We start from the raw sequence: 24,184 nt of genomic DNA on the forward strand, positions 1-24,184 counted from the left end.
GACCTGGTCTGACCCTCACCCGCCGGTGAGGCCGGGAGCCCGGGGCGTCGACGCCCCGGGCTCCCGGCCGTCGTCACGGCGCCTCGGGCGCGGCTCCCACGGCGACCAGCCCCGTCTCGTACGCCGCGACCACCACCTGGGCCCGGTCCCGCAGGCCCAGCTTGCCGAGGATCCGGGCCACGTGGGTCTTCACCGTCGCCTCGGACAGCTGGAGCCGGGCGGCGAGTTCGGCGTTGCTGAGGCCGCGCGCGAGCAGTGCCATCACCTCCAGTTCGCGCGGGGTGAGGGTGCCCAGCTCGCGGTGCGGCGCGGCGGCCGTCGGGGCGTCCGGGCGGGCGAAGCGCTCGACCAGGCGGCGGGTGATGGCGGGTGCCAGCAGCGCGTCCCCGGTGCGGACGAGCCGGACGGCGGCGGCCAGGTGCTCCGGGGTGACGTCCTTGAGCAGGAAGCCGCTCGCCCCGGCGGCCATCGCGGCGTACACGTAGTGGTCGAGGTCGAAGGTGGTCAGCATGATGATCCGGGACGGCCGGTCGGCGGCCGGGTCGCCGAGGATCCTGCGGGTGGCCTCCAGTCCGTCCAGGACGGGCATCCGGATGTCCATCAGGACGACGTCCGGCCTGGTGCGGCGGACGGCGGAGACGGCCTGCTCGCCGTCCTCCGCCTCGGCGACCACCTCGATCCCCTCCGACTCCAGGATCAGCCGGAACCCGGTGCGCACCAGGGCCTGGTCGTCGGCGACCACCACCCGCAGGGGCTGCTGCGTGCTCATGAACTCTCCAGGGGGATCAGGGCCGTGACGCGGTAGCCGCCGTGCGGCCGGGAGCCGGTCTCCAGGGTGCCGCCGTAGACGGCGAGGCGTTCGCGCAGGCCGAGCAGGCCGCGTCCGTCGCCGGTGGCGGCGGCGCCGGTGGGGCGGCCGCCGGTGTCGGTGACCTCCACCCGCAGCTGCCCGGGGGCGTACTCCACGGTCACCGCGGCCTCGGCGCCGCCCGCGTGCTTGACGGTGTTGGTGAGCGCCTCCTGGACGACCCGGTAGGCGGCCAGTCCGACCCCGGGCGGGACGGCCCGGTGCTCGCCCCGGACGGCCAGTCCGACGGGCAGGCCGGCCCGTCGGACGCCCTCGACCAGGGCGTCCAGGCGGTCCAGGCCCGGCTGCGGGCTGAGGCCGGCGTCGGCGGCCGGGTCGTCGCCGGCCCCCGATTCGATCGTCAACAGGCCCATGACGTGCCGCAGTTCGGTCATCGCGGCCCGCCCGCCGGACTCCACCGCGGCCATCGCCTCGCGGGCCCGGTCCGGGGAGGTGTCCAGGATCTTGCGGGCGGCGCCGGCCTGGATCGTCATCATGCTCACGTTGTGGGTGACGACATCGTGCAACTCCCGTGCGATGCGCGCACGTTCGAGCTCCACCGCGCGGCGCAGCGAGAGCAGCTGCCCGCGCTCCAGGGCGGACAGCCGCTCCCGGCCCTCCTCCACCCGGCGGCGCCACATCCGCAGCTCGTAGGCGGCCGCGAACACCGGCACCAGGACCAGGAGGGCGATCACCCCGTTGGGGAAGTGCGGCAGCTTGGCCTCGGAGAACAGCACCACCAGCGCGGCGGCCGCGGCGGGCAGGCCGAGCAGGACGGCCCTGGGCCGGCGCCCGTAGGCGGCGGCGCTGTACGCGGCGACGATCACCGCCACGCCCGCCGAGTACGCGATGTCCCCGGACCGGTGCCGCACCAGCAGGGCGCCCGCCAGTACCGCCCACAGCACCGCCAGCGGGTAGCGGCGGCGCAGGACCAGCGGCAGCGGGACGAGCGGCACGACCAGCAGCAGCCAGGACCAGGGCGTCGGGTCCGGGCCGTTCACGATGGTCGCGTAGCGCCCGCTGGTGAAGGCGAGGAAGAGGGCCAGCGCCAGGTCGAAGGCCTGGCCGCGCCGGGTCGGCAGGGGCGGCGGAGCGGCGCCCGGGCCGTCGGGCGGGCGGAGCGCCGCGCGCAGCCGTTGTACCGTCGGGTGGTTGATCACCGGGACATTGTGGGGGGCGGGTGCCGTCGGGGACAGCCCCGCGGACGGCGGTGCTCCGGTACACCGGGCGACTACGCCGCGGGGATGACGCCGCGCCGGGTCCGCCGGGCGGGGTACGGACGGTACGGCGGACGGCGGACGCTGAGGGCCAGGGCCGACGCCAAGCCCCCTACGGCTCCTGGGGCTTGTGCCCCTCGGCGTCCGGCGTCCCGGCCTCCTGCCCCTCGGTCTGCGCGGCCTCGGCCTTCCGCTCCGCCGCCCTGACCTGCTCGGTGAAGGTGTGCGCGTCGATCCGCTCGACCGCCGCCCCGTGCCGGGCGGCCAGTTCGTCGGCCGGCCCGGGCGAGGACTCCCGCATCTCCAGGGCGAGCAGCGCGCCGCCGTTCGGCACCCGGACGGAGAGCACGATCAGGGCGGCGCCGCTCTCCGTCGCCAGGTGCTCCTCCGCCGCGTTGCCGAGCGCCGCGCCGGCCGCGAAGCCGAGCAGGACGCCGACCGGTCCGCCGAGCAGTCCGACCAGCCCGCCCAGCAGGCCCGAGCCGACGGTGGCCACGCCCGCGCCCCGGGTGAAGGTGTCCTTGACCGCCAGCACCCCGTCGGTGCCGCGCTCCAGCGCGGCGGCCATCCGCAGTCCGGGCAGCCGCTGCGCCTCGTCGAAGGCCGGCAGCCAGCCGGTGGCGTCGGTGAAGGTCAGCAGGACGAGGTTGTGCTGCTCGCTCATCGCACTCCGTTCGGGCCGGGCCCGGCGGTGGCCGGGCTTCCATCGTGACCCTCGGTGCAGGGCGCTGCCACAGGAGCGGTGCGTTCAAACCTCGGCCGCGGTCCACCGCGCCGCAACCGTCCCTCTTTCGGACAGCTGTCCGGGGGGTCGCGGGGCCGGGCCGCGCGACGGCGGAGTGGGTGGCCTGGGGGAACGGGGGAGGGCGTGCCGGGCGTGCACTATTTCGATCCTGGCCGAATTCTCGACCGTGGCGTGCACATCTCTGGTGTGGCGGGTGGGCCGCTGTCAGGATCCCCGACGCGGCACATCCGTGCCGGATCCGACCCGCTTGGAGGAGGCACCATGCAGCCCACGGCAGAGCAGGTTCGCGCGCTCAAGGACGAGGACTTCCGGCTCACCCTCGGCCAGGGCCGCCAGGTCCACCCGGCAGGGGAGCTGTCCGACGAGCTCTACATGACCGCCGCGGTGCAGGCCGGCACCTGTGGCGGCTGGTCGAGCTGCGGGCACGTCTGCAGCTTCTGACCCCCGGGGTCGGCGTGGTTCCCGGTCGCACCACCGGGAGCCGCGCCGGCTCGCTCCGGCCTGTTCCGGCTTGTTCCGGCCTCTGGGGCCGACGAGCGAAGTTCGATCGTGGCCGGAAAAGGTACCGGGCCCCGCACGGCTCTGGTGCGCCCGAAGCGGTGCTGACAGGATCCTGACAACGGCGCGACCGTCGCCGGACCCCATCCCTGGAGGAGGCACCATGCCGCCCGTCGCCGACCAGCTCCGCGCACTCAAGGACGAGGACTACCGGCTCACCCTCGACCCCGCCAGGCGGCCCCACCCGGCCGGAGACCCGGCGAGCGAGCTCTACGTCACCGCTGCCGTCCAGCTCAACACCTGTGAGTACCCGTCGAGTTGCTGGCGCATGTGCAGCCAGTGAGCCGCCCTCCCGGGAGGTGCCACCGGCGGGCGGCGCCTCCCGGCCGCGTCGCGAGCACGGCGCCGGGCCCGCGAACACCGTCGAACATCTGAGAAAGCGCCGAGCCCGTGAACGGCGCCGAGCAGACAGAGAGGCAGCACCACCCCGTGGCCGATGCGTCCGAACTCCTGCGGGCTGCCGCCCGAGCCGTCCCGCTGCCCGCCCGAGGCCGGGCCCTGTCCGGCGGCGCTCCCGGAGAAGAAACCCCCGGGAACGAAGCCCCCGACCAGGACGCCCCCGACCAGGCTGCCGCCAGGGAGGCCGCCGAGCGTGCCGCCCGGAAGCTGGAACGCTGGCGCGCCCAGGCGCCGTTCGACCGGGACGACTGGTTCGAACGCCGCCTCGCCGCCGACGGCCTCGACCCGGAGGCCCTGCGCGCCCTCCTCGCCGAGCACCCGGACGCGCTCGCGGACCGGCTCCCGGCGCAGCCCTGGGCCGAGCGCCTCGCCGCCGCGTTCCGCCGCGAGGCCACCCTGGACGTCCCCGAGGAGCACGCCTTCGCCCGGCTCGTCGCCCCGCTGCTCGCCGACGCCCGCGACCGCCTGTGCGCCGGGATCGCGGCCCTGGACGCCCCCGCCCTCGGCACTCCCGAAGGCCTGGCCGCGCTCGCCCTCCCCGCGCTGACCGGCGCCGCCCACGGGACGGCCACCCGGACCGTCATCACCGAACTCCATGTCGCCCGCCTCAGCGGGGAGTTGACCGGCGACACCCCCGAACTGCGCTACCAGGGCTTCCTGCACCGGCTCACCCGGCCCGAGCGGGCCCTGCGCCTCCTCGCCGAGTACCCGGTCCTGGCGCTGCGCCTCGCCACCGTCGCCGACCAGTGGACGGACACCACCCTCACCCTGCTCTCCCGCCTCGCCGCCGACCTGCCCGCCCTCTGCGCGCGCTTCGCCGACGGCCGCCCGCTCGGCCGCCTCACCGAGCTCGCCACCGGCCTCGGCGACCCGCACCGGGGCGGTGCCACGGTCAGCTCGCTGCGCTTCGAGCACGGCGTCCGGATCGTCTACAAGCCGCGTCCGCTCGGCGCCGAGACCCACTTCCAGCAGCTGCTGCGGTGGCTCAATCCCAGGCTCCGGCTGCCCCTGCTGGACCTCGCCCACCTGGCCGGCGACGGCTACGGCTGGGTCGCCCACCTCACCGCCGAACCCGCCCGCGACGCCGGTGAACTGGACGCCTTCTACCACCGGGCGGGCAGCCTCGCGGCGCTGATGTACGTCCTCGACGCGGTCGACTGCCACGCCCAGAACCTGATCGCCGTCCGCGACCAGCCGGTGCTCATCGACCTGGAGGCGCTCCTCCACCCCGATCTGCACGAGCCCGCCAAGGACCTCTCCGAATCCGAGCGCCTCGCCCGCCACCAGGCCCGGCACTCGGTCCTGCGCTCGGGCCTGCTCCCCGAACGCATGTGGGACGAGGGCAACGGCGGCACCGACCTCTCCGCCCTCGGCTGGGACCCGGCCGGCCTCCCGCCCCGGCCCGCACCCGTCCTGGTCGGCCAGGGCACCGACGAACTCCGGCTGGAGTACCGCCGGTTGCCCGTCGCGGCGCCCGGCAGCCGGCCGGTCCCCGACGGACAGCCGCTGCGACCGGCCGACCACCTCGGCGCGCTGGAGGACGGGTTCACCGGGACCTACCGGCTGCTCGCCGCCGACAAGGAGCAACTCCGCACCCTGCTCCGCGCGTTCGCCGCCGACGAGACCCGGATGCTGCGCCGGGACACCTTCGAGTACCGCAGCCTGCTCAACACCGCCTGCCACCCCGACCTGCTCCGCGACGCTCTCGACCAGGACCGCCACCTCGACCGGCTCTGGGCGCTCGCCGCCTGGGAGGAGCACGCACTCGCCTTCGTCGAGCACGAGCGCGCCGACCTGTGGCGCGGCGACGTCCCCGTCTTCACCATCCGCCCGGACGGCGTCGACGCCCGCTCCGCCACCGGCGCCGTCATCCCCGGTGTCGCCGAGCGGCCCGCCCTCGACCTCGCCCTCGCCAAGGCGGACGGCCTCGGCGAAGCGGACCTGGCGCGCCAACTCCAGCTCCTGCGACTGTCGATGACGACCGCCGACGGAGTCCGCGAACCCCGCCGCCCGGCCACCACCGAGGCACGCGACGCACCGGCCGGGACGGCGGACGGGCTCGCCGACCGCGCGCTCGCCAAGGCCGTCGAGGCCGGCGAGGACCTGCTCCGCGAGGCCTACCGGGGCAGCGCCGACCTCGCCTGGGCCGGCCCCAACTGGACTCCGCCCGGCCGCTGGGCCCCGGCCGAGCTCGGCCCGGACCTGTACAGCGGCACGGCCGGCATCACCCTCTTCCTGCACCAGCTCGCCGTCGTCACCGGCGACCGCTCGTACGGCGAGGCGGCCCGGGCGGCGGAGGTGACGCTCCGCCGGCAGATCCGCCGACGGGCCGACCGGCTCGGCGGCGGGCTCGCCGGGACCGGCGGCCTGCTCTACGCCCTGGCCCAGCTCGCCGCCCACCACCCCGACGCCGAACTCGACTCCCTGGCCGGTCTGTTGGTCGACCGGGCCGTCGCCACCGCGCCCGAGGACGCCTTCCACGACATCCTTTCGGGCAACGCCGGCACGATCGGCGGTCTGCTCGCCTGGGAGGCCGTCCGGCCGGGCCCGGCCGTCACCGCCGCCCTGGTCGCCTGCGCCGAGCGCCTCGCCGGGGCGGCCGCGCCGCACCCCGAGGGCGGCGTCGGCTGGCTCCCCGCCTCCCTTGCCGACAGCGCGGGCCGGCCGCCGGCCGGCTTCGCCCACGGCGGCTCCGGCATCGCCTGGGCGCTGGCCCGCGCGGGCCGGCGCCTCGGGGACTCCCGGCTGCCCCGGCTCGCCCTCGCGGCCCTCGACTACGAGCGCACCCTGTTCGACCCGGCCGCCGCCAACTGGCGCGACGTCCGCGAGGACGGCGGGCCGGACGCCCCGTCGTTCCCCGTCCTCTGGTGCCACGGCGCCTCCGGCATCGCCCTCGCCCGGGTCGAGCTCGCCGGACTCCTGCCGGACGCGGACGGCGGCGAGTTGCTGCGGAAGGAACGGGACACCGCGCTCGACACGGTGCGCCGTGAGGGCTTCGGCCTCAACTTCTCCCTCTGCCACGGCGACCTCGGCAACCTCGAACCGCTCCGGTTGGCCGGCGCCCCCTGGCAGGCCCAGGTCCGCGCCACGCTGGACGGGCTCGACGCCCGGGGCTGGGTCTGCGGCCTCCCGCACGGCGTCCACAGCCCCTCGCTGATGGTCGGCCTGGCGGGCATCGGCCACGGCCTGCTCCGCCTCGCCGCCCCCGACCGGGTCCCCTCGCTGCTCGCCCTGCACCCGCCCGCTCGGGCGTGACGGCGTGATGGCGTGACGCGGAAACGGGGAAGGGCCCCGCAGGGGTGCGGGGCCCTTCTCGTGCGTGCGGTGCTTCCCACCCGGACGCGGTGGTGCCGACCCGTGCGCGGTGGTGCTCAGTGGCGCCCGGCGGTGCTCACCCGGTGTGCGGTGGTGCTCAGTTGTACGTGGTGGTGACGGTGACGCCGCTGAAGTCCTGCTGGCCGAAGAGGCTGAAGTAGACCCAGCCGGCCGGCGGGTTGGCGATGGTGAGGGTCTCGCCGTTGCCGCTGTTGGTGGACTTGGCCTTGTACGAGCCGGTGGTGGCCCAGGCGCCGCCGTTGTAGTAGAGGTCGGCGTTGCCGGTGCCGCCACTGGTGGTGATGGTCAGCTGCTGCACGCCGGCGGGCAGGTACAGGAAGCTGTAGCTGTAGTTGCCGGTGGTGGCGGCCACGCCGTCGCGGCGGCAGTTCTTGTCGAACTGGCGGGTGTCGGCGATCTTGCACAGCGGCGCCTGCGAGGTGGGCAGGGTGCCGCAGTTGTCGGCGGCGCAGGCCTTCAGCCAGGTGGCGAAGTCGGCGTCGTACGAGGTGCCGATGGTGGTCTTGAGCAGGGTGCGGGCACCGGCCCAGTCGCCGGCCCGGTACTTGGCGAGCAGCGCGTCCATGTCCTGCGGGTGCGACTGGAGCATGTAACGGACGGCCAGGTAGCCCCAGTTGTAGACCCGGGTGGAGTCCGAGTTGTCGTAGGTGCTGTCGAACAGGGTGCTCAGCGTGTAGGTGCCCTTGCCGGCCTGGGCGACGGCCGCGTCGTAGTGGACGCCCCGGTAGCTGTACGAGACGTACTCGGCGAGGCCCTCGACCCACCAGATGGTCGGGGTGGTCATGCCGGCGTCGAAGTCGCCGTACATGTCGTAGCGGCCGTCGAGGTAGTGGGTGTACTCGTGGTTGAGGTTCCAGATCTGGAAGCTCGGGCGCAGCCAGTCGGCCTGGTGGGCGATGAAGCGGGCCTGGTTGCCGACGGTGGCCGGGTTGCCCTCCTCGTACATGCCGCCGTTGTCGACCTCGATCTTGTACATCTCCCAGGCGTACAGGCTGTAGTTGTAGTAGTCGTCGAAGACGACGACCTCCAGGCTGGTGTTGTTGTCGTTCGCGACCGGGCCGTTGTCCTTGACCACCTTGTGGAAGAACGCGTCCTGGTTGACCAGGCTGGTGCAGGTGTCGGCGAACTGCTGCGCGGTCATGCTCTGGGAGCGGATGCGCAGGTTGGCGTTGCAGGTGTGGTCGGTCTTGAGGACCAGCGGGACGAGCTTGGCGGGCACGTCACAGGTGCCGTAGAAGGAGCAGTTGCCGGCGTCCTTCTTCTCGGTGAACCAGAGCAGGTTCATGGTGAGCGGACCGGTGTTGCCGACCAGCGGGTAGCGGTTGATCAGGTCCTTGACGAGCGGGCGGCCCTGGGCGCGCAGCGCGTCGTTGGCGACGTAGTTGCCGAGCTGGATGCCGATCTTGGTGACGAGGTCGCCGCCGTTGAGCTGGGCGCTGTTGCGGGTGACGAAGGACGCCATCGTGGTGGCGAACGAGGGGTCGGCCTGGAGGGCGGAGGTGAAGGCCGGCAGGTCGAAGCCGCGCGAGATGACGGTCTCGGTGTTGGCGACGGCGCCGGCCATCGAGGCCGGCCAGGTGCCGTTGTAGTCGTTCAGCAGCCGCTTGACGACGCCGGTGTAGCGGGCGTTCTCCTGGGCGCTGTCGATCAGGGTGACGGCCTCGGAGAGGGTGGCGCCGTTGGCGTCGGTGGCGTCCTTGCTGTGCGGCGCCGCGTAGAAGGCGTCGAGCGCGCCGCGGATCGCGGTCTGGAGCGTGGTGCCGTAGGCGCCGACGACGTCCGGGTTGTACCACTGGACGTAGTAGCCGGCGCGCAGGAAGACCACCAGCTGGCCGGCCGAGGTGGAGTTGTCGCCGGGGTAGGTGGCGGAGACGTCGCGCAGGGCGTTGGCGACGGTGGCCATCTGCGCCTCGTTGAAGGCGGCCTTGGCGTCGTTCCCGGTGAGCTGGTACAGCGTGTTGATGCAGTCCAGTCCGGCCGACTTGACCTGCTGCACCAGCGCGGCGCCGGTGTTGCCGGTGAAGGCGGAGACGTCGCAGGCGTTGGCGGCGGCGGAGAACTGCTTCGCCGTCCGCTCCGAGGGCTTGGCGGCGCCGACGGTGCTGCCCGCCGTCGGGGCGGTGGGCTTGGCCTGGGGGTCCGAGGCGAGCGGGCGGTCGTCCTTGGGGGTGTCCGGGGACTTGGGGACGGGGATCGCCCGGGGCGCGGCCGACTTGGCGGCGGGAGCCGGCGACTTGGCCTGCGGGGTGGAGGTGGGGGCCGCCTGGGCCTGCGGTGCGAAGAGTCCGAGGGCGATGAAGAAGGCGGCGCCGAGCGCAGGGAGTCTGCGCGCGTTCGCCTTCGATATCCGGAAGGGACGCATGGGTGGGGCCTCCGGGGCTGTTGAGGGTGGGGGTGTGCGGTGTCGGGGGCGCACGGGCCTTGCTGTGTGACATGTAAAATGGCACACAGGTTGACGCCGAGGGAAGCCCCGGGAACGGATTCGCCGCCCGCCGAAACCGAAACGTTGTCAGGTGCCCGTGATCACCCGCCCCGGACGCCCCGTGTGACATGCGGAATAAGCAGGAGCCCCTTGTTCGTTCCTGCAACTCATACGCAATAGTGTTGTCCCGGCACGATCAGCACCGTTCAACCAGCCGAAAGGGGCCGTGTCCTGATGGGCACCTACTCGCTTCCCGACCTGCCGTACGACTACTCCGCGCTGGAGCGGGCGATGTCGGCCGAGATCCTGGAGCTGCACCACTCCAAGCACCACGCCGCTTACGTCAAGGGCGCCAACGACACCCTCGACCAGCTGGCCGAGGCCCGCGACAAGGAGCAGTTCGGCGGCCTGGTCGGCCTCCAGAAGACCTTCGCCTTCCACCTGTCCGGCCACGTGCTGCACTCGCTGTTCTGGCAGAACCTCTCCCCCGAGGGCGGCGACCGCCCCGACGGCGAGCTGGCCGACGCCATCACCGAGCACTTCGGCGGCTTCGAGGCGTTCAAGAAGCAGCTCACCACCGCCACCACCGGCGTCCAGGGCTCCGGCTGGGGCATCCTCTCCTGGGAGCCGCTGGGCAAGCGCCTGATCGTCGAGCAGGTGTACGACCACCACGGCAACGTCGGCCAGGGCACCACCCCGCTGCTCGCCTTCGACGCCTGGGAGCACGCCTACTACCTGCAGTACCGCAACGTCCGCCCCGACTACGTCACCCGCCTGTGGGACGTCGTCAACTGGCAGGACGTCCAGGCCCGCTTCGCGGACGCCAAGAACGCCTGATCCACGTCAGGTGACACGGCAGGCCCCGGACCGGTCGGGCGGTCCGGGGCCTGCCCCTTGCCGGGCGGCGAAACGCACGTCTCAGCCCGAGCCGAAGAAGGCCTCCAGGATCTGCTGGGCCGCCAGGCCGGCCGGCAGCGATCCGGAGCGGACCAGAGACTCCAGCTCCGGGCCGAGCCGCCGCACCTCGGGGTGCTCGTGCAGCCGGGCGTAGAGCTGGTCGTGGACCATGGCCCAGGTCCAGTCCACCTGCTGGTCGCGGCGCTTGGCGGCCAGCGCGCCGGTGGCGTCCAGGACCTTGCGGTGCTGCTGGAGGCGCTCCCACAGGACGTCCAGCCCCGCGCCGTCCAGTCCGCTGCAGGTCAGCACGGGCGGCGTCCAGGCGGCGTCCGGTGGCTGCAGCAGTCGCAGGGCGCCCGCGAGTTCACGGGCCGCCGCCTTGGCGTCGCGCTCGTGCGGGCCGTCCGCCTTGTTGACGGCGATGACGTCCGCCAGTTCCAGGACGCCCTTCTTGATGCCCTGGAGCTGGTCCCCGGTCCGCGCCAGGCTGAGCAGCAGGAAGGTGTCGACCATCCCGGCGACGGCCGTCTCCGACTGGCCGACACCCACCGTCTCGATCAGCACGACGTCGTAGCCGGCCGCCTCCATCACCACCATCGACTCGCGGGTGGCCTTGGCGACCCCGCCCAGGGTGCCCGAGGTGGGGGAGGGGCGGACGAAGGCGGCCGGGTCGACGGCGAGGCGTTCCATCCGGGTCTTGTCGCCCAGGATGGATCCGCCGGTCAGGCTGGAGGTCGGGTCGACGGCGAGGACCGCGACCCGGTGGCCCAGGCCGGTCAGCATGGTGCCGAAGGAGTCGATGAAGGTCGACTTGCCGACTCCGGGCACCCCGGTGATGCCCACCCGGACCGCGCCGCCCGCGTGCGGCAGCAGCCGCCGGAGCAACTGCTGCGCGAGCACGCGGTGGTCGGGCCGGGAGGACTCGACGAGGGTGACGGCGCGCGCGATCCAGGCGCGCGAGCCGTCCAGGACACCCGTCGTGTAGCTGTCGAGGTCGATCGTCCTCGGTGGCATCGGGATCAGCTGCTCACAGCTCGTGGCCGAGGTCGGCGGCCAGGGCCGTCAGCAGGTCGTGCGCGGCCTCCGGGATGACCGTGCCCGGGCCGAACACCGCCGCCGCGCCCGCCTGGTAGAGCGCCTCGAAGTCCTGCGGGGGGATGACCCCGCCGACCACGATGGTGATGTCCTCGCGGCCGGCCGCGGCGAGTTCGGCGCGCAGCGCGGGCACCAGGGTGAGGTGGCCGGCGGCCAGCGAGGAGACGCCGACGATGTGCACGTCCGCCTCGACGGCCTGGCGGGCGACCTCGGCCGGCGTCTGGAACAGCGGGCCGACGTCCACGGTGAAGCCGAGGTCGGCGAAGGCGGTGGCGATGACCTTCTGGCCGCGGTCGTGGCCGTCCTGGCCCATCTTGGCGACCAGGATGCGCGGCCGGCGGCCCTCGGCCCGCTCGAACCGCTCGACCAGGTCGCGGGTGCGCTGGAGGGAGGCCGACGGGCCCGCTTCGTCTCGGTACACACCGGAGATGGTACGGATCTGGCCGGAGTGGCGGCCGTAGACCTTCTCCAGGGCGTCCGAGATCTCGCCGACGGTGGCCTTGGCGCGGGCCGCGTCGACGGCCAGGTGCAGCAGGTTGCCGTCCAGCGAGCCGCCGCGCTGCGGGCCGGCCTCGGCGGACCGGGTGAGCGCGCGCAGGGCGTCCTGGCAGGCGGCCTCGTCGCGCTCCTCGCGCAGGCGGCGCAGCTTCTCGACCTGCCGGGCGCGCACGGCGGAGTTGTCGACCTTGAGCACGTCGATCTGCTCGTCGCTCTCCACCCGGTACTTGTTGACGCCGATCACCGGCTGGCGGCCGGAGTCGATGCGGGCCTGGGTGCGGGCGGCGGCCTCCTCGACGCGCATCTTGGGGATGCCGGCGTCGATGGCCTTGGCCATGCCGCCGGCGGCCTCGACCTCCTGGATGTGCTGCCAGGCGCGGGCGGCCAGGTCGTTGGTGAGCTTCTCGACGTAGGCCGAGCCGCCCCACGGGTCGATGACCCGGCAGGTGCCCGACTCCTGCTGGAGCAGCAGCTGGGTGTTGCGGGCGATGCGCGCGGAGAAGTCGGTGGGCAGGGCGAGCGCCTCGTCGAGGGCGTTGGTGTGCAGCGACTGGGTGTGGCCCTGGGTGGCGGCCATCGCCTCCACGCAGGTGCGGGTGACGTTGTTGAACACGTCCTGTGCGGTGAGCGACCAGCCGGAGGTCTGCGAATGGGTGCGCAGCGAAAGCGACTTGGGGTTCTTCGGGTCGAACTGCTTGACCAGCTTCGCCCAGAGCAGCCGGGCGGCGCGCAGCTTGGCGACCTCCATGAAGAAGTTCATGCCGATCGCCCAGAAGAACGACAGCCGCGGCGCGAAGGCGTCGACGTCCAGCCCCACCTCCAGGCCCGCGCGCAGGTACTCGACGCCGTCGGCCAGGGTGTAGGCGAGCTCCAGGTCGGCGGTGGCCCCGGCCTCCTGGATGTGGTAGCCGGAGATGGAGATCGAGTTGTACCGGGGCATCTTCTGCGAGGTGTACGCGAAGATGTCCGAGATGATCCGCATCGACGGCTGCGGCGGGTAGATGTAGGTGTTGCGGACCATGAACTCCTTGAGGATGTCGTTCTGGATGGTCCCCGCCAGCTTCTCGGGCGGCACCCCCTGCTCCTCGGCGGCGACGATGTACAGCGCCAGGACGGGCAGCACCGCGCCGTTCATGGTCATCGACACCGACATCCGGTCCAGCGGGATGCCGTCGAAGAGCTGGCGCATGTCGTAGATCGAGTCGATCGCCACGCCCGCCATGCCGACGTCGCCGGTGACGCGCGGGTGGTCGCTGTCGTAGCCGCGGTGGGTCGGCAGGTCGAAGGCGACCGAGAGGCCCTTCTGGCCGGCGGCGAGGTTGCGGCGGTAGAAGGCGTTGGACTCCTCGGCGGTGGAGAAGCCCGCGTACTGGCGGACGGTCCACGGCTGGTTGACGTACATGGTCGGGTACGGCCCGCGCAGGTACGGGGCGACGCCCGGGTAGGTGTCCAGGAAGTCCAGCCCGGCCAGGTCGTCGGCCGTGTACAGCGGCTTGACGGCGATGCCCTCGGGGGTGTCCCAGACCAGCTCGTCGACGTCCTTGCCGGTGGACTGCCGCCAGGCGGTGCGCCACTGCTCGTCGGTGGCGCCGGCGGCGGGGCGGCCGTCGTCGGAGGCGTCCAGCCCGATTCCGGTGAAGTCGGGGATCATCGCGCCACCTCGTTCTCGTCGGCGCCGCTCGCGCCGGTGATCTGGTCCAGCAGGGAGCCGAGGACGGCGACCGCGTCCCCGCCCGCGTGGATGAACTCGTCCACTCCGGCGGGTACTTCGCCGAGCCGGCCGGCCAGCAGCACCCGTCGGGCTCCGGCCGCCCTGAGGGCTTCGGCGACCGGTGCGGCGTGCTCGCCGTACAGGGCGTCGCTGGAGCAGAGGCAGGCGACGCTCGCGCCGGAGGCGACGAACGCCTCGGCGAACGCCGCCGGGTCGACGGACTCCAGGGCGGTCGTGGCGATCCCGCCGGCCTGGAACAGGTTGGCCGCGAAGGTGGTGCGCGCGGTGTGCGCGGAGGCGGTGCCGATGGAGGCGAGGAACAGCCCCGGCCGAGCGCCGGTGGCCGCGAGGACGGCGTCCGAGCGGTCCCGCAGCGTCTCGAAGGCCTCGGCGCGGCGCACCCGCGGCAGGCCGCCGGCGGGCCCGGCCGGGGCGGGTTCGCGGAGCAGCGGCTGCTCGTCCAGGTGCGGGAACTCGCTGACGCCGGTGACCGGTTCGCGCCGCTTGGCGAGCCGGACCGACCGCTCGGCCCAGGTCGCGGCGATCCGCTCGCCGACCAGTCCGGAGCCGAGGGCGGCCTGCTGGCCGCCGGCCCGCTCGATCTCCTGGAACCAGGCCCAGGCGGCCCGGGCCAGTTCCTCGCCCAGCTGCTCGACGTACCAGGAGCCGCCGGCCGGGTCGATCACCCGGGCCAGGTGCGACTCCTCCAGCAGGACCGACTGGGTGTTGCGGGCGATCCGGCGGGCGAAGGCGTCCGGCAGGCCGAGGGCGCTGTCGAAGGGCAGCACGGTGACGGCGTCCGCGCCGCCGACGCCGGCGGCCAGGCAGGCGATGGTGGTGCGCAGCATGTTCACCCACGGGTCGCGGGCGGTCATCATCACCCGGGAGGTGACGGCGTGCTGGCGCTGGGCCGACGCCTCGGCGGACGCCCCGGACGCCTGCGCGACGCGGGCCCAGAGGCGGCGCGCGGCACGGAACTTGGCGATCGTCAGGAACTGGTCGGCGTCGGCCGCGTAGCGGAACTCCAGCTGGCCGAGCGCCGCGTCCACGGACAGCCCGGCGGCGGTGAGCGCGCGCAGGTAGGCGACGCCGGTGGCGAGCGAGCAGCCCAGTTCCTGGGCGGGCGAGGCGCCGGCCTCGTGGTACGGCAGGGCGTCGACGGTCAGCGCCCGCAGGTTCGGGTGGCCGGCGGCGCAGCGGGCGGCCAGCGCGGCGGCCTCGGTGAGCAGCGTGTCGGTGCGGGCGGTGTCGCCGGTGCGGGCCTGGAGGCCGAGCGGGTCGGCGCCGAGGTTGCCGGCCGCGGCGGCGGGGGAGACCTCGCGCTGCTCGTACAGTGCGAACAACTGCTCGGCCGCGGCGGTGAATTCGGGTCCGGCGTCGAGTGCCACGGCGGCCAGGTCCAGGTACACCCCGGTCAGTGCCTCGGGCAGGGCGTCCACCGGCAGGCCCGCGCCACCGAGTTCCAGCCAGAGCGAGCCGACGCCGTGCTCCAGGTCCGCCAGGACCGCCTCGTTGGCGCGCCGGCGGTCCGGGTCGGCGTGCCGCTGCCGTACGTCCCACCCGGCGACGGCCGGGCCCTGCGGCCGACCGCCGCGGACGAACGGCGGGAAGCCCGGGTACCCGGGGTCGACCGCGGTGTCCTCGGCGGTGTAGAGCGGGCGTGCTTCGAGCCCGTCCTGGAGCCTGGTGGTGAGTGCCTGCTCGGCGGCGGCGCCGTCCTCGGGCTGGGCACCGGACTTGCGCAGCACGCCCTGGACGAGCTGCTGCCACTGCTCACGGTGTACGGCCGGGAACTCGGCGGCGAGGGGAAGCCTTTCGGGCGGGACCTTCATGCCCGCAGGTTAGCGCCCGTTCGCATAGCCGCAGGAGGGGCGGCGCGTGTGACCTTTCCCTCGATTTGGCCTGTTCTCGGCACCCCGTACGGCACGGAGTGCCGCGACCGGTCGCACCTGGTACGGCACGGGGTGCCACGAGGCGGCGCCGGCTGAACCGGGGCCGGTCCGGCGCCCGTAGTCAACACCGATGGGGCGGAACGCGATCGATGTCCCGTCATGGCCCCGTACAGCCATGATCAGGGGGATTGCGGAACCCCACCACTCATCTATTAAGTTACTTCGAAGAAGGTGGGCGGGGCGGCATCCCCCCGTTGTCCGTCCTGCCCGCTTTCACCCGTCCCGGCCCCCCGCGAAGCCGTCCCCGGATTCCGCGGATTCCCCCGAAGGAGCGCCGACCGCCCATGGGAAAGCGTCGCAAGCCCAGCCCCCCGAGCCGGGCCCGCATGGCGGTCCTCACCACGGCCATGGCCGCCGGTGGCGCGGTCCTCGCCTCCGGCACCGCCCACGCCGAGCCCGCGCCGACCCTCGCCTCCGTCAAGGAGCAGGTGGACACGCTCAACGAGGAGGCCGAGCAGGCGATCGAGCGCTACAACGGCTTCCAGGCCAAGCAGCAGAAGCTCCAGAGCGACGCCAACCAGATCCAGGAGAAGGTCGTCCGCGGTCAGGAGACCATGAACGAGCTGCGCACCCGGCTCGGAGCCGTGGCCGCCGACCAGTACCGGACCAACGGCATCGACGCCTCGGTCCAGCTGATGCTCGACTCCGACCCGGCCGGCTACCTGGAGCGCGCGGCGGTGCAGAACCAGGTCGCCGACTCCCAGGCGAGCCTGCTCAAGCAGGCCCAGGACGAGCAGCGCAAGCTCGACCAGGACCGCGCCGAGGCCACCGCGACCCTCGCCGCGCTCGACTCGGTCGGCAAGCAGCTGACGGAGCAGAAGAACGACATCCAGGGCAAGCTCTCCAAGGCCCAGGAGATGCTCAACAAGCTCAGCGCCGAGGACCGGGCCAAGATCAACGCCCAGCAGTCCGCCGAGAAGGCCAAGGCCGAGGCCAAGCAGGCCGCCGCGGCCGCCGCCTCGTCCGCCGCCGACCGGGCCTCCCGCGGCGCCGAGCGCCAGGACCTGAACGCCCCGGCGGCGCCCGCGAGCGGCCGGGCCGCCAGTGTCATCGCGTTCGCCCAGGCCCAGCTCGGCAAGCCGTACGGCTGGGGCAAGACCGGCCCCGCGACCTTCGACTGCTCCGGCCTCACCAGCATGGCCTACCGGTCGGCGGGCGTCACGATCCCCCGGATGTCCCAGGACCAGTGGAACTTCGGCCCGCACGTCGACCGCGCCAACCTCCAGCCCGGCGACCTGGTCTTCTTCTACGACGACCTGCACCACGTCGGCCTGTACATCGGCGACGGCAAGATGATCCACGCGCCGCGCACCGGCAAGAACATCGAGGTGCTGCCGATCTCGGTGATGCCCTACAAGGGCGCCGTCCGCCCGGCCTGACCCCGGCCGCGCGCAGGCCCGCTCCCGTCCGACGGGAGCGGGCCCGTGCGTTCCCGGCCTACGGCCCTCCCGGCCCGCGTGCCGCCCCTCGCGTGGCGCCGGGCCCGGCCGGGGTGGTGGCCCCGGGTCAGATGCCGGCGATCTCCAGTTCGGCGTCGGTGCCGCTGGTGCCGCCGAGGTACAGGGTGTGGCCGTCCGGGCCGACGGCCAGGCCGGTGAGGCCCTCGCCCTCCTGTGCGACGACGGTCTCGGCCGGGTAGGGGGCGCCGGTGACGGCGTCCACCGAGACGACGGCTGCGTAGCCGCTGTCCGGGCCGCCGTTCTGGATCAGGTAGAAGCGGCTGCCGTCCGCGCTGAGCCGGGGCGGGTAGCCGGGGTTCACCTGCGGGAAGGCGAGGTGACGGCTGACGGTGTCGGTGCCGGTGTCGATCAGGTCGGCCGTGCCGCCGCCCTCCGGGCTGACCGCGAGCAGCTGACGGCCGTCCCTGCCGAACGCGATCGCGGAGTCGCCGCCGGTATTGGTCCCGGCGACGGTGCCGACCAGGCCGAGCGTGCCGCCGGCCGTGCTCAGGTGGTACACCCCGGAGCCGCCCGCGACGTAGAGGTTCCGGCCGTCGGGGCGGATCGCGGCGGTGGCGGAGGACTGGGCGGGCAGCGACAGCGAGGAGGTGAACTGCCGCTGCGCCGTGGCGAAGGCGAGGACCCGGGCCTGTCCGGCCTGCCGCCAGGCACTCGGCCCCTGCTGGACGACGTACACGTACGCGCCGTCCGGGCTGACCACCACGGCGGTGGGGATGCCCTGGGACCAGCCCGCCGGGCGCGGCTGGTCGGGGAGCGCGACGGTCGCGAGCACCGTCGGCCCGGCGGTGTCCAGCACGCTCAGCCGGAGCCCGTCGACCACGTAGAGGCGGCTGCCGTCGCCGCTGAGGGCCGAGTACAGGTAGCCCTGGACGGCGCCGAGCGGGGCCGTGCCGGTGACCTGCCCGGACCGGGTGTCGACGGCCTCGGCGGCCAGGGTGCCGTCGGACTGCGTCGCGACGACGTAGGCCGTGGCGCCGTCCGGGCTGACGGACGGCAGCGCCTGGCCGGAGCCGACGGTGATCACGGCCGGTGTGCCGGAGACCGGGGCCGCCGCCCGGGCCGCGGTCCCGGTGAGCAGGAGGGCGGTGGCGGCGAGCGCGGTGGCCCGGAGAAGGGTCTTCGTGCGCTGGTCGGTGGGCATCAATTCCCCTTGTTCATCTGCGACTTGAGATGGCGAGGGGCAGGCTAGCGGACCGCCGCGAACTTCTGATGGACAGTCAGCGGACGAATCTTCCACGGGCGCGCGGCGGTCGTGCAGGGCGCGCGGCGGTCGTGCCGGGTGTCAGCGGTCGAGCGCCCGGAGGTCGGCCAGGCGCGCCAGCGCCAGGGCCGGGTCGGTGAGGCCGCAGGCCCGGCGGACGGCGTCGTCGTGGGCGGCGGCCAGGGCGTCGAGCCGGGTGAGCCGGGCCCGGCCCCGGCGGGAGAGGTGGGCGGTGATCCGGCGGCGGTCCTGGTCGTCCTGGCGCCGGTAGACCCAGCCGGAGTCGGCCAGCGAGTCCACCAGCCGGCTCAGGCTCGCCTGTGGGATCAGCAGCGCCTGGGCGAGTTCGCCCATCGCGTGGCCCCGGTCGTCCGCGAGGGTGCGCAGCACCCGCCACTGGTCGACGGTGCAGTCCTCCTCGGCGAGGGCGGCGGCGAGGCCGGTGGAGAGCCTGCGGTGGGCCAGGGCGACCAGCTCGACCAGCAGCGGCCCGGGGGCGGCCGGGCCTTCGGCGGGATCGGGGAGCAGGCCGTCGATCTCCGGTGCGGCACCGCCTGCGGCCATCTGGTCCTGCCCTTCCGGTCTTTCCCGACGTCGGCATCACGACCATACTCGCACTGGTGAGCTTCGAGGTCAGACTGGTCGATCCGCTCGAAGCGCTGCACTCCGCGCGGGAGGAGCGGGAGGACGCGGCGTTCCGGGTCGGCCTCGTCGTGCCGCAGTCCGGGCCGCTGGGGCTGACCGGACCGTCCGCGCTGGACGGAGCCCTGCTCGCCGCGCACGAGATCAACGCGGGCGGCGGCGTCCTCGGGCGGCCGCTGGAGCTGGTGCTGGTGGACGGCGGCGGCACGCCCGAGCGGGTCGCCGCCGAGGTGCGGCTGCTGCTGGAGGCCGGGGTGCCGGACGCGCTCGCGGGCTGCCACACCAGCGATGTGCACCGGGCGGTCGAGGCCGTCGCGGCGGGCCGGATCGCGTACGTCTTCACCCCGCCGCACGAGGGTGGCTCCCGGCTGCCCGGCGTGCTTTGTACCGGCATCGACCCGGTGCGGCAACTCGGCGCGGCGGTGACCGAACTGACTGAGCGTCATGCACTGCGCCGGTGGGCGATGGTCGGCAACGACTACATCTGGCCGCGCTCCGTCCACCGGGCCGCCGCCGGGCTGGCCGTCCGGGCCGGTGCCCGGGTGGTGCTGGAGCGGCGGATCCCGCTCGGGGCGGTCGAGGGGCTCCTCGAACCGCTGCTGGACGAACTGCGGGCGGCCCGCGCCGACGCCCTGCTGCTGAGCCTGATCGGGCGCGACCTGGTGCACTTCAACCGGGCCCTGCGGCGCAGCGGCCTGGACCGCGCGCTGGTGCGGCTGTCCGGCGCCCTGGAGGAGAACGGCCTGCTCGCGCTCGGCGGCGACGACACCGGGACGCTGTACGCCGCCATGCCCTCCTTCGCGACGCTGGCCGAGGAGCGCCGGCAGGCCATCGCGGAGCGGCACCGCTCGCTGTGCGGGCCGTGGGCGCCGGTCCTGGACGCCTACGCCGTGGGCCTGTACGACGGCCTGCACCTGCTCGCCGCCCTGGCCGCCCGGCGGGGCCTGTCCCCGAACGGCCTGGTGGCGGCGGCGGGCCGGCTGCTGCACCGTACGGGCGCCGGGCCCGGGCCGGTCCACCTTGCCCGGGCCGAGGGCCTCGGGTTCGCGGTGCTGTCCTGACGCGGTGCCGTCCTGGTGTCGGCCTGGTGTCGGCCCCGCCCTGCCCGGCTGCCCTGCCCGTCTGGCGGAACGCCCCGGCAAAACCCTTCCATATGGAAATACTTGCCTCTACAGTCTCCCCACACCCCCCACAGGGTCGTCACGGAGAGAGAGCACCATGGCTGACACCCCCTCGCCCCAGGGCATCGACAGCTACGGCTACCAACAGGAGCTCCGCCGCTCGCTCGGCTTCACCGACCTGCTCGTCTACGGGCTGGTGTTCATGGTGCCGATCGCACCGTTCGGCATCTTCGGCGGCGTCTTCCAGGGCTCCGGCGGCATGGTCGCCCTGGCCTACGTCCTCGGCATGGTGGCGATGATGTTCACCGCCCTGTCCTACGCCCAGATGTCGCGGGCCTTCCCGATGGCCGGCTCGGTGTACACCTACGCGGGCCGCGGCATCGCCGCCCCGGTCGGCTTCCTGTCCGGCTGGATGATCCTGCTCGACTACGTGCTGGTCCCCGGGCTGCTCTACCTGATCGCCGGGGTGGCGATGAACTCCCTGGTGCCGTCCGTGCCGGTCTGGCTCTGGCTGATCGGCTTCGTGCTGCTCAACACCGCGGTCAACTACCTGGGCATCGAGACCACCTCCAAGGTCAACAAGGCGATGCTGATCGGCGAACTCGTCGTCCTGGCGCTGTTCGTGGTGGTCGGCGTCATCGCCCTCGCCGACGGCAAGGGCCGGGGCTTCGACTTCACCCCGCTGTACGACCCGCACACCTTCTCGTGGAGCCTGGCCTTCGGGGCGGTGTCGATCGCGGTGCTCAGCTTCCTCGGCTTCGACGGCATCTCCACGCTGTCGGAGGAGAACCGGGACTCGACCAAGGCCATCGGCCGGTCGATGGTGGCCGCGCTGCTGCTGGCGGGCACGCTGTTCATCGTGCAGACCTGGGTCGCCTCCCTCCTGGTCGCCGACCCGGGCGCGCTGATCCGGGACGGCGATCCCGATGGCACCGCCTTCTACGACGCCGCCCGCACCGCCGCCGGGGGCTGGCTGGCCACGCTGACCGCCGCCTCCACCGCCGTGGCCTGGGGCTTCGCCAACTCCCTGGTCGCCCAGGCGGCCACCTCGCGGCTGCTGTACGCGATGGCCCGCGACCGCCAGCTGCCCGCCTTCCTGGCCCGGATCCATCCCACCCGCCGGGTGCCGGTCAACGCCACCCTGCTGACCGCCGGGATCTCGCTCGTCCTCGGGCTCTACACGGCCTCGCGCGACGACGGCATCACCCTGCTGAGCACCCTGGTCAACTTCGGCGCGCTGACCACCTTCCTGGTCCTGCACGTCGCCGTGGTCGTCCACTACCTGGTCCGCAAGCGCAGCAAGGACTACTGGCGCCACCTGATCGCCCCGGCCATCGGCTTCGCGATCCTCGCCTACGTGGTCGTCAATGCCAACATCGCGGCCCAGCGGCTCGGCTTCGTCTGGCTGCTCGTCGGCGGGGTGGTCCTGGCCGGCCTGATGGCGACCGGCCGCAGGCCCCGACTGGCCGTCACCGACGCCGAAGCCCCCGGCGGAACCGACGCCGGAGCCGGAGCCGGAGCCCCCGCCGGAACCGGCACCGAAGCCCCCGGCGGAACCGGCACCGACGCGAACACCACCACCAAGGAGCACCAGTGAGCCTGCCCGAGACCATCCGGCTGACCCCGGCCCCGGAGGACTACGCCTACACCTTCGGCGGCCGCGCCCCGCTCGTCACCGTCCGGCCCGGCACCGTCGTCGAGCTGACCACCGAGGACTGTTTCGGCGGCAAGGTGCGCGGCACCGGCGACCTGCCCAGCCAGGTGTGTGTCTTCCCCTACCTGAACCCGGTCACCGGGCCGATCGCGGTGGCCGGCGCCGAGCCCGGGGACGTCCTCGCGGTGCACTTCGCGGAGATCACCCCGGCCCGGGACCACGGCATCTCCAGCACCTTCCCGCACTTCGGCGCGCTCACCGCGACGCACAGCACGGCGATGCTGCACGCGCCGCTGGAGGAGCGGGTCTGGATCTACGAGCTGGACACCGCGGCGGGCACCTGCCGGTTCCGGGCCCGCACCGGCGACTTCACGGTGGACCTCCCGCTCGACCCGATGCACGGCACGGTCGGTGTCGCCCCGGCGGGCGGTGAGGTCCTGGCCTCGATCACCCCCGGCGCCCACGGCGGCAACCTGGACACCCCGGAGATGCGGGCCGGCACCACGGCCTACTTCCGGGTCAACGTGGCGGGCGGCCTGCTCGCCATCGGCGACGGCCACGCCCGCCAGGGCGAGGGCGAGGTCTGCGGGACGGCGGTGGAGGCGGCCATGCGCACCACCGTGGTCGTCGACCTGGTCAAGGGCGGCGGCCCGGCCTGGCCCCGGCTGGAGAACGACCGCTTCCTGATGAGCACCGGTTCGGCCCGTCCGCTGGAGGACGCGTTCCGGATCAGCCAGCACGACCTGGTCGGCTGGACCGGCGAACTGCTCGGCCTGGACCAGCTCGACGCCTACCAGCTGGTCAGCCAGGCCGGGCTGGCCCCGGCGGCGAACGTCTGCGACACCAACTACACGATGGTCGCCAAGCTGCCGAAGAGCCTGCTGGGCCGGGCCCGCGCCTACGACGGCCTGCACGACCGCCTGCGCGAGACCGCCGCCGCGTACCTGCGGCACCGTTAGCCGCGGCTCCCGCCACAAGCGACCCGCCGCGCCGCGCCCGCTACGGGTGCGGCGCGCAGGCCAACAGGTACGGCAGCAGCGGCAGCACCACCACCCCGAGCCGCCAGGCGAGTTGCCGCCGCCGGCCGCCGCCCGTGCGGGCCAGCCGCCGGACCCGGGCCAGCACCCCGGTGGAGGCCGCGCCGAGCGTCCCGTCGCCCGGCGCGGCCGGCGGCGTCGGGGCCGCAGGGTCCGCAGAGATCGCAGAGTCCGCAGGCGTCGGAGCGGTCGCCATCGCGCAGAGCGCCGAGGCCAGTTCGCCCCGGGACACCCGGGCCAGCGCCGCGTCGTCCGCCGCCATCTCCAGCAGCAGCGCCACCTCCGAGCGCCCCAGCCGGGCCAGCGGCAGTCGGCCGAGGAGCAGCGCGAAGGTGTCCGCCGGGAGCCGGAACAGGTGGTGGCGGCCCCGGATGTGCCCGTGCTCGTGGGCGACGGCCGCGGCGAGCTGCCGCTCGTCCAACAGCCGCAGCGCCCCTCGGGAGACCACGACCCGGGGGCGGCGCCCGGGCAGGCAGTAGACGGTCGGGTGGGCGTGCTCCAGCACCAGGGCGCCCCAGCGCCGGTCCGGTACGGCGACCACGTCCAGCAGTGCCCGGTGCTGCCGCCGGGCGCGGCCGGTGCGGACGCCGACGGCGGTCACCAGGGCGGCGACCACCGTCCCGGCGGTGGCCAGCAGCCACCAGTCGTGGGTGTGCGGGAGGACGGAGTCGTCCGGTTCGGCGTGCGGGAGCAGGCCGAGCAGTCCGGCCGGCTCGTGGGCGAAGGGCTCCACCGCGTGGTGCGCGGCGAGCAGCAGGGCCACCGTGAACGAGGCCATCAGCGCGAGCCAGAGTGCCGCGCCCGCCGTGGGCCGGGCCTGGAGCCGGGCGGAGCCGGCCAGTCGGCGGGGCAGCAGGACGCCGGTCACCGCGAGGTAGAGGCCCAGCAGGGCGAGGGTCACTCCTGGTCCCGGGACTTCACCTGGGCGAGCGCGGTGAGCAGGGCGGACGCCTCGTCCCCGCTGATCCCGTCGACGAAGTGGAGCAGCGCGCCGGCCCGGTCGGGGGTGGTCTCCAGCGCCTGGTGCATCAGCCGGGCGGTGTACTCCTCGCGGGTGCAGGTCGGCTCGTACAGCCAGGCGCGGCCGGCCTTGTCGCGGCGCAGCCAGCCCTTGGTGTGCAGGATGTCGGCGACGGTGGTGACGGTGGTGTACGCGACCGCCCGCTGCCGCCGGAGGTCGTCCACGACCTCGCGCACCGTGGCCGGCCGGCCCCAGGTCCAGAGCCGGTCCATGATCTCGGCCTCCAGGTCGCCGAACCCCCGTAGCACGCTGTTTTCTCTCCCTCGCCGAGCCGATCGCCGGCGGCCGTGGCCCTCTCGTGCGGCCTCGGCCCGCCGGAACGCGGACCATGGTACGGCGAGCGCCGGGCGCCCGCCCCCCGGTGCGGGAGG

General features: G+C 74.0%; 19 protein-coding genes. 8 read left to right on the forward strand and 11 right to left on the reverse strand.

The window, feature by feature from the left end:
* Nucleotides 1–73: 73 nt before the first annotated feature.
* From ACFQ6N_RS37055 to ACFQ6N_RS37065, 3 genes are all read right to left on the reverse strand, one after another.
* Complete coding sequence (locus ACFQ6N_RS37055; RefSeq protein ID WP_380658509.1) at nucleotides 74–769, reverse strand: response regulator; 696 nt, start codon at nucleotides 767–769, stop codon at nucleotides 74–76.
* The gene (locus tag ACFQ6N_RS37060) at nucleotides 766–2,007 is read right to left on the reverse strand and encodes a sensor histidine kinase (protein ID WP_380658510.1); all 1,242 of its coding nucleotides are present in this window, start codon (nucleotides 2,005–2,007) and stop codon (nucleotides 766–768) included. Before ACFQ6N_RS37060 ends, ACFQ6N_RS37055 begins: the two co-directional genes overlap by 4 nt.
* A 169-nt stretch (nucleotides 2,008–2,176) precedes the next feature.
* Nucleotides 2,177–2,728 carry a histidine kinase gene (locus ACFQ6N_RS37065; RefSeq protein WP_380658511.1) on the reverse strand — a complete coding sequence of 184 codons (552 nt, stop codon included), beginning with the start codon at nucleotides 2,726–2,728 and terminating at the stop codon, nucleotides 2,177–2,179.
* A gap of 342 nt (nucleotides 2,729–3,070) precedes the next feature.
* Between ACFQ6N_RS37065 and ACFQ6N_RS37070 the strand changes: the two genes are divergently transcribed.
* From ACFQ6N_RS37070 to ACFQ6N_RS37080, 3 genes are all read left to right on the forward strand, one after another.
* Nucleotides 3,071–3,250, forward strand: a complete 180-nt coding sequence (locus tag ACFQ6N_RS37070; protein WP_380658512.1) for a hypothetical protein — start codon at nucleotides 3,071–3,073, stop codon at nucleotides 3,248–3,250.
* A gap of 220 nt (nucleotides 3,251–3,470) precedes the next feature.
* Nucleotides 3,471–3,650: a hypothetical protein gene (locus ACFQ6N_RS37075; protein ID WP_380658513.1), complete on the forward strand. Its 180-nt coding sequence runs from the start codon at nucleotides 3,471–3,473 to the stop codon at nucleotides 3,648–3,650.
* 146 nt (nucleotides 3,651–3,796) lie between these two features.
* Nucleotides 3,797–7,021, forward strand: a complete 3,225-nt coding sequence (locus ACFQ6N_RS37080; RefSeq protein ID WP_380658514.1) for a type 2 lanthipeptide synthetase LanM family protein — start codon at nucleotides 3,797–3,799, stop codon at nucleotides 7,019–7,021.
* A gap of 157 nt (nucleotides 7,022–7,178) precedes the next feature.
* On the opposite strand, the gene ACFQ6N_RS37085 is transcribed toward ACFQ6N_RS37080, so the two are convergent.
* Nucleotides 7,179–9,464 carry a M9 family metallopeptidase gene (locus tag ACFQ6N_RS37085; protein WP_380658515.1) on the reverse strand — a complete coding sequence of 762 codons (2,286 nt, stop codon included), beginning with the start codon at nucleotides 9,462–9,464 and terminating at the stop codon, nucleotides 7,179–7,181.
* A gap of 294 nt (nucleotides 9,465–9,758) precedes the next feature.
* On the opposite strand from ACFQ6N_RS37085, the gene ACFQ6N_RS37090 reads away from it, so the two are divergent.
* Complete coding sequence (locus tag ACFQ6N_RS37090; protein WP_380658516.1) at nucleotides 9,759–10,361, forward strand: superoxide dismutase; 603 nt, start codon at nucleotides 9,759–9,761, stop codon at nucleotides 10,359–10,361.
* Between the two features lie 81 nt (nucleotides 10,362–10,442).
* Here ACFQ6N_RS37090 and meaB read toward each other — a convergent pair whose 3' ends face one another.
* Genes meaB through ACFQ6N_RS37105 form a run of 3 tightly spaced genes read right to left on the reverse strand, consistent with a single transcriptional unit; the run spans nucleotide 10,443 to nucleotide 15,557 of the window.
* A complete protein-coding gene (gene meaB / locus ACFQ6N_RS37095; protein WP_380658517.1) occupies nucleotides 10,443–11,435 on the reverse strand; it encodes a methylmalonyl Co-A mutase-associated GTPase MeaB in 993 nt (330 codons plus the stop codon).
* A gap of 13 nt (nucleotides 11,436–11,448) precedes the next feature.
* Nucleotides 11,449–13,665, reverse strand: a complete 2,217-nt coding sequence (gene scpA, locus ACFQ6N_RS37100) for a methylmalonyl-CoA mutase (RefSeq protein WP_380658518.1) — start codon at nucleotides 13,663–13,665, stop codon at nucleotides 11,449–11,451.
* The gene (locus ACFQ6N_RS37105) at nucleotides 13,662–15,557 is read right to left on the reverse strand and encodes a methylmalonyl-CoA mutase family protein (RefSeq protein WP_380658519.1); all 1,896 of its coding nucleotides are present in this window, start codon (nucleotides 15,555–15,557) and stop codon (nucleotides 13,662–13,664) included. The genes scpA and ACFQ6N_RS37105 overlap by 4 nt, the downstream gene beginning before the upstream one ends.
* A gap of 404 nt (nucleotides 15,558–15,961) precedes the next feature.
* Between ACFQ6N_RS37105 and ACFQ6N_RS37110 the strand changes: the two genes are divergently transcribed.
* Nucleotides 15,962–17,056 (forward strand): NlpC/P60 family protein, encoded by a 1,095-nt coding sequence (locus ACFQ6N_RS37110; RefSeq protein WP_380658520.1) that lies wholly within the window; start codon nucleotides 15,962–15,964, stop codon nucleotides 17,054–17,056.
* A 127-nt stretch (nucleotides 17,057–17,183) separates the two neighbouring features.
* On the opposite strand, the gene ACFQ6N_RS37115 is transcribed toward ACFQ6N_RS37110, so the two are convergent.
* Both ACFQ6N_RS37115 and ACFQ6N_RS37120 read right to left on the reverse strand, forming a co-directional pair.
* On the reverse strand, nucleotides 17,184–18,278 hold the full coding sequence (locus tag ACFQ6N_RS37115) for a hypothetical protein (RefSeq protein ID WP_380658521.1): 1,095 nt from the start codon (nucleotides 18,276–18,278) through the stop codon (nucleotides 17,184–17,186).
* A gap of 141 nt (nucleotides 18,279–18,419) precedes the next feature.
* Nucleotides 18,420–18,902 carry a MarR family winged helix-turn-helix transcriptional regulator gene (locus tag ACFQ6N_RS37120; RefSeq protein WP_380658522.1) on the reverse strand — a complete coding sequence of 161 codons (483 nt, stop codon included), beginning with the start codon at nucleotides 18,900–18,902 and terminating at the stop codon, nucleotides 18,420–18,422.
* 56 nt (nucleotides 18,903–18,958) lie between these two features.
* On the opposite strand from ACFQ6N_RS37120, the gene ACFQ6N_RS37125 reads away from it, so the two are divergent.
* From ACFQ6N_RS37125 to ACFQ6N_RS37135, 3 genes are all read left to right on the forward strand, one after another.
* Nucleotides 18,959–20,041 carry an ABC transporter substrate-binding protein gene (locus ACFQ6N_RS37125; protein WP_380658523.1) on the forward strand — a complete coding sequence of 361 codons (1,083 nt, stop codon included), beginning with the start codon at nucleotides 18,959–18,961 and terminating at the stop codon, nucleotides 20,039–20,041.
* 157 nt (nucleotides 20,042–20,198) lie between these two features.
* On the forward strand, nucleotides 20,199–21,698 hold the full coding sequence (locus ACFQ6N_RS37130; RefSeq protein WP_380658524.1) for an APC family permease: 1,500 nt from the start codon (nucleotides 20,199–20,201) through the stop codon (nucleotides 21,696–21,698).
* A complete protein-coding gene (locus tag ACFQ6N_RS37135; protein ID WP_380658525.1) occupies nucleotides 21,695–22,714 on the forward strand; it encodes an acetamidase/formamidase family protein in 1,020 nt (339 codons plus the stop codon). The genes ACFQ6N_RS37130 and ACFQ6N_RS37135 overlap by 4 nt, the downstream gene beginning before the upstream one ends.
* Before the next feature lie 40 nt (nucleotides 22,715–22,754).
* On the opposite strand, the gene ACFQ6N_RS37140 is transcribed toward ACFQ6N_RS37135, so the two are convergent.
* Nucleotides 22,755–23,693 carry a M56 family metallopeptidase gene (locus ACFQ6N_RS37140; protein WP_380658526.1) on the reverse strand — a complete coding sequence of 313 codons (939 nt, stop codon included), beginning with the start codon at nucleotides 23,691–23,693 and terminating at the stop codon, nucleotides 22,755–22,757.
* Nucleotides 23,690–24,061 (reverse strand): BlaI/MecI/CopY family transcriptional regulator, encoded by a 372-nt coding sequence (locus ACFQ6N_RS37145; RefSeq protein WP_380658527.1) that lies wholly within the window; start codon nucleotides 24,059–24,061, stop codon nucleotides 23,690–23,692. The genes ACFQ6N_RS37140 and ACFQ6N_RS37145 overlap by 4 nt, the downstream gene beginning before the upstream one ends.
* Between the last annotated feature and the right edge of the window lie 123 nt (nucleotides 24,062–24,184).

It is taken from the genome of Kitasatospora sp. NPDC056446, assembly GCF_042796115.1.
Classification (GTDB): Bacteria; Actinomycetota; Actinomycetes; order Streptomycetales; family Streptomycetaceae; genus Kitasatospora.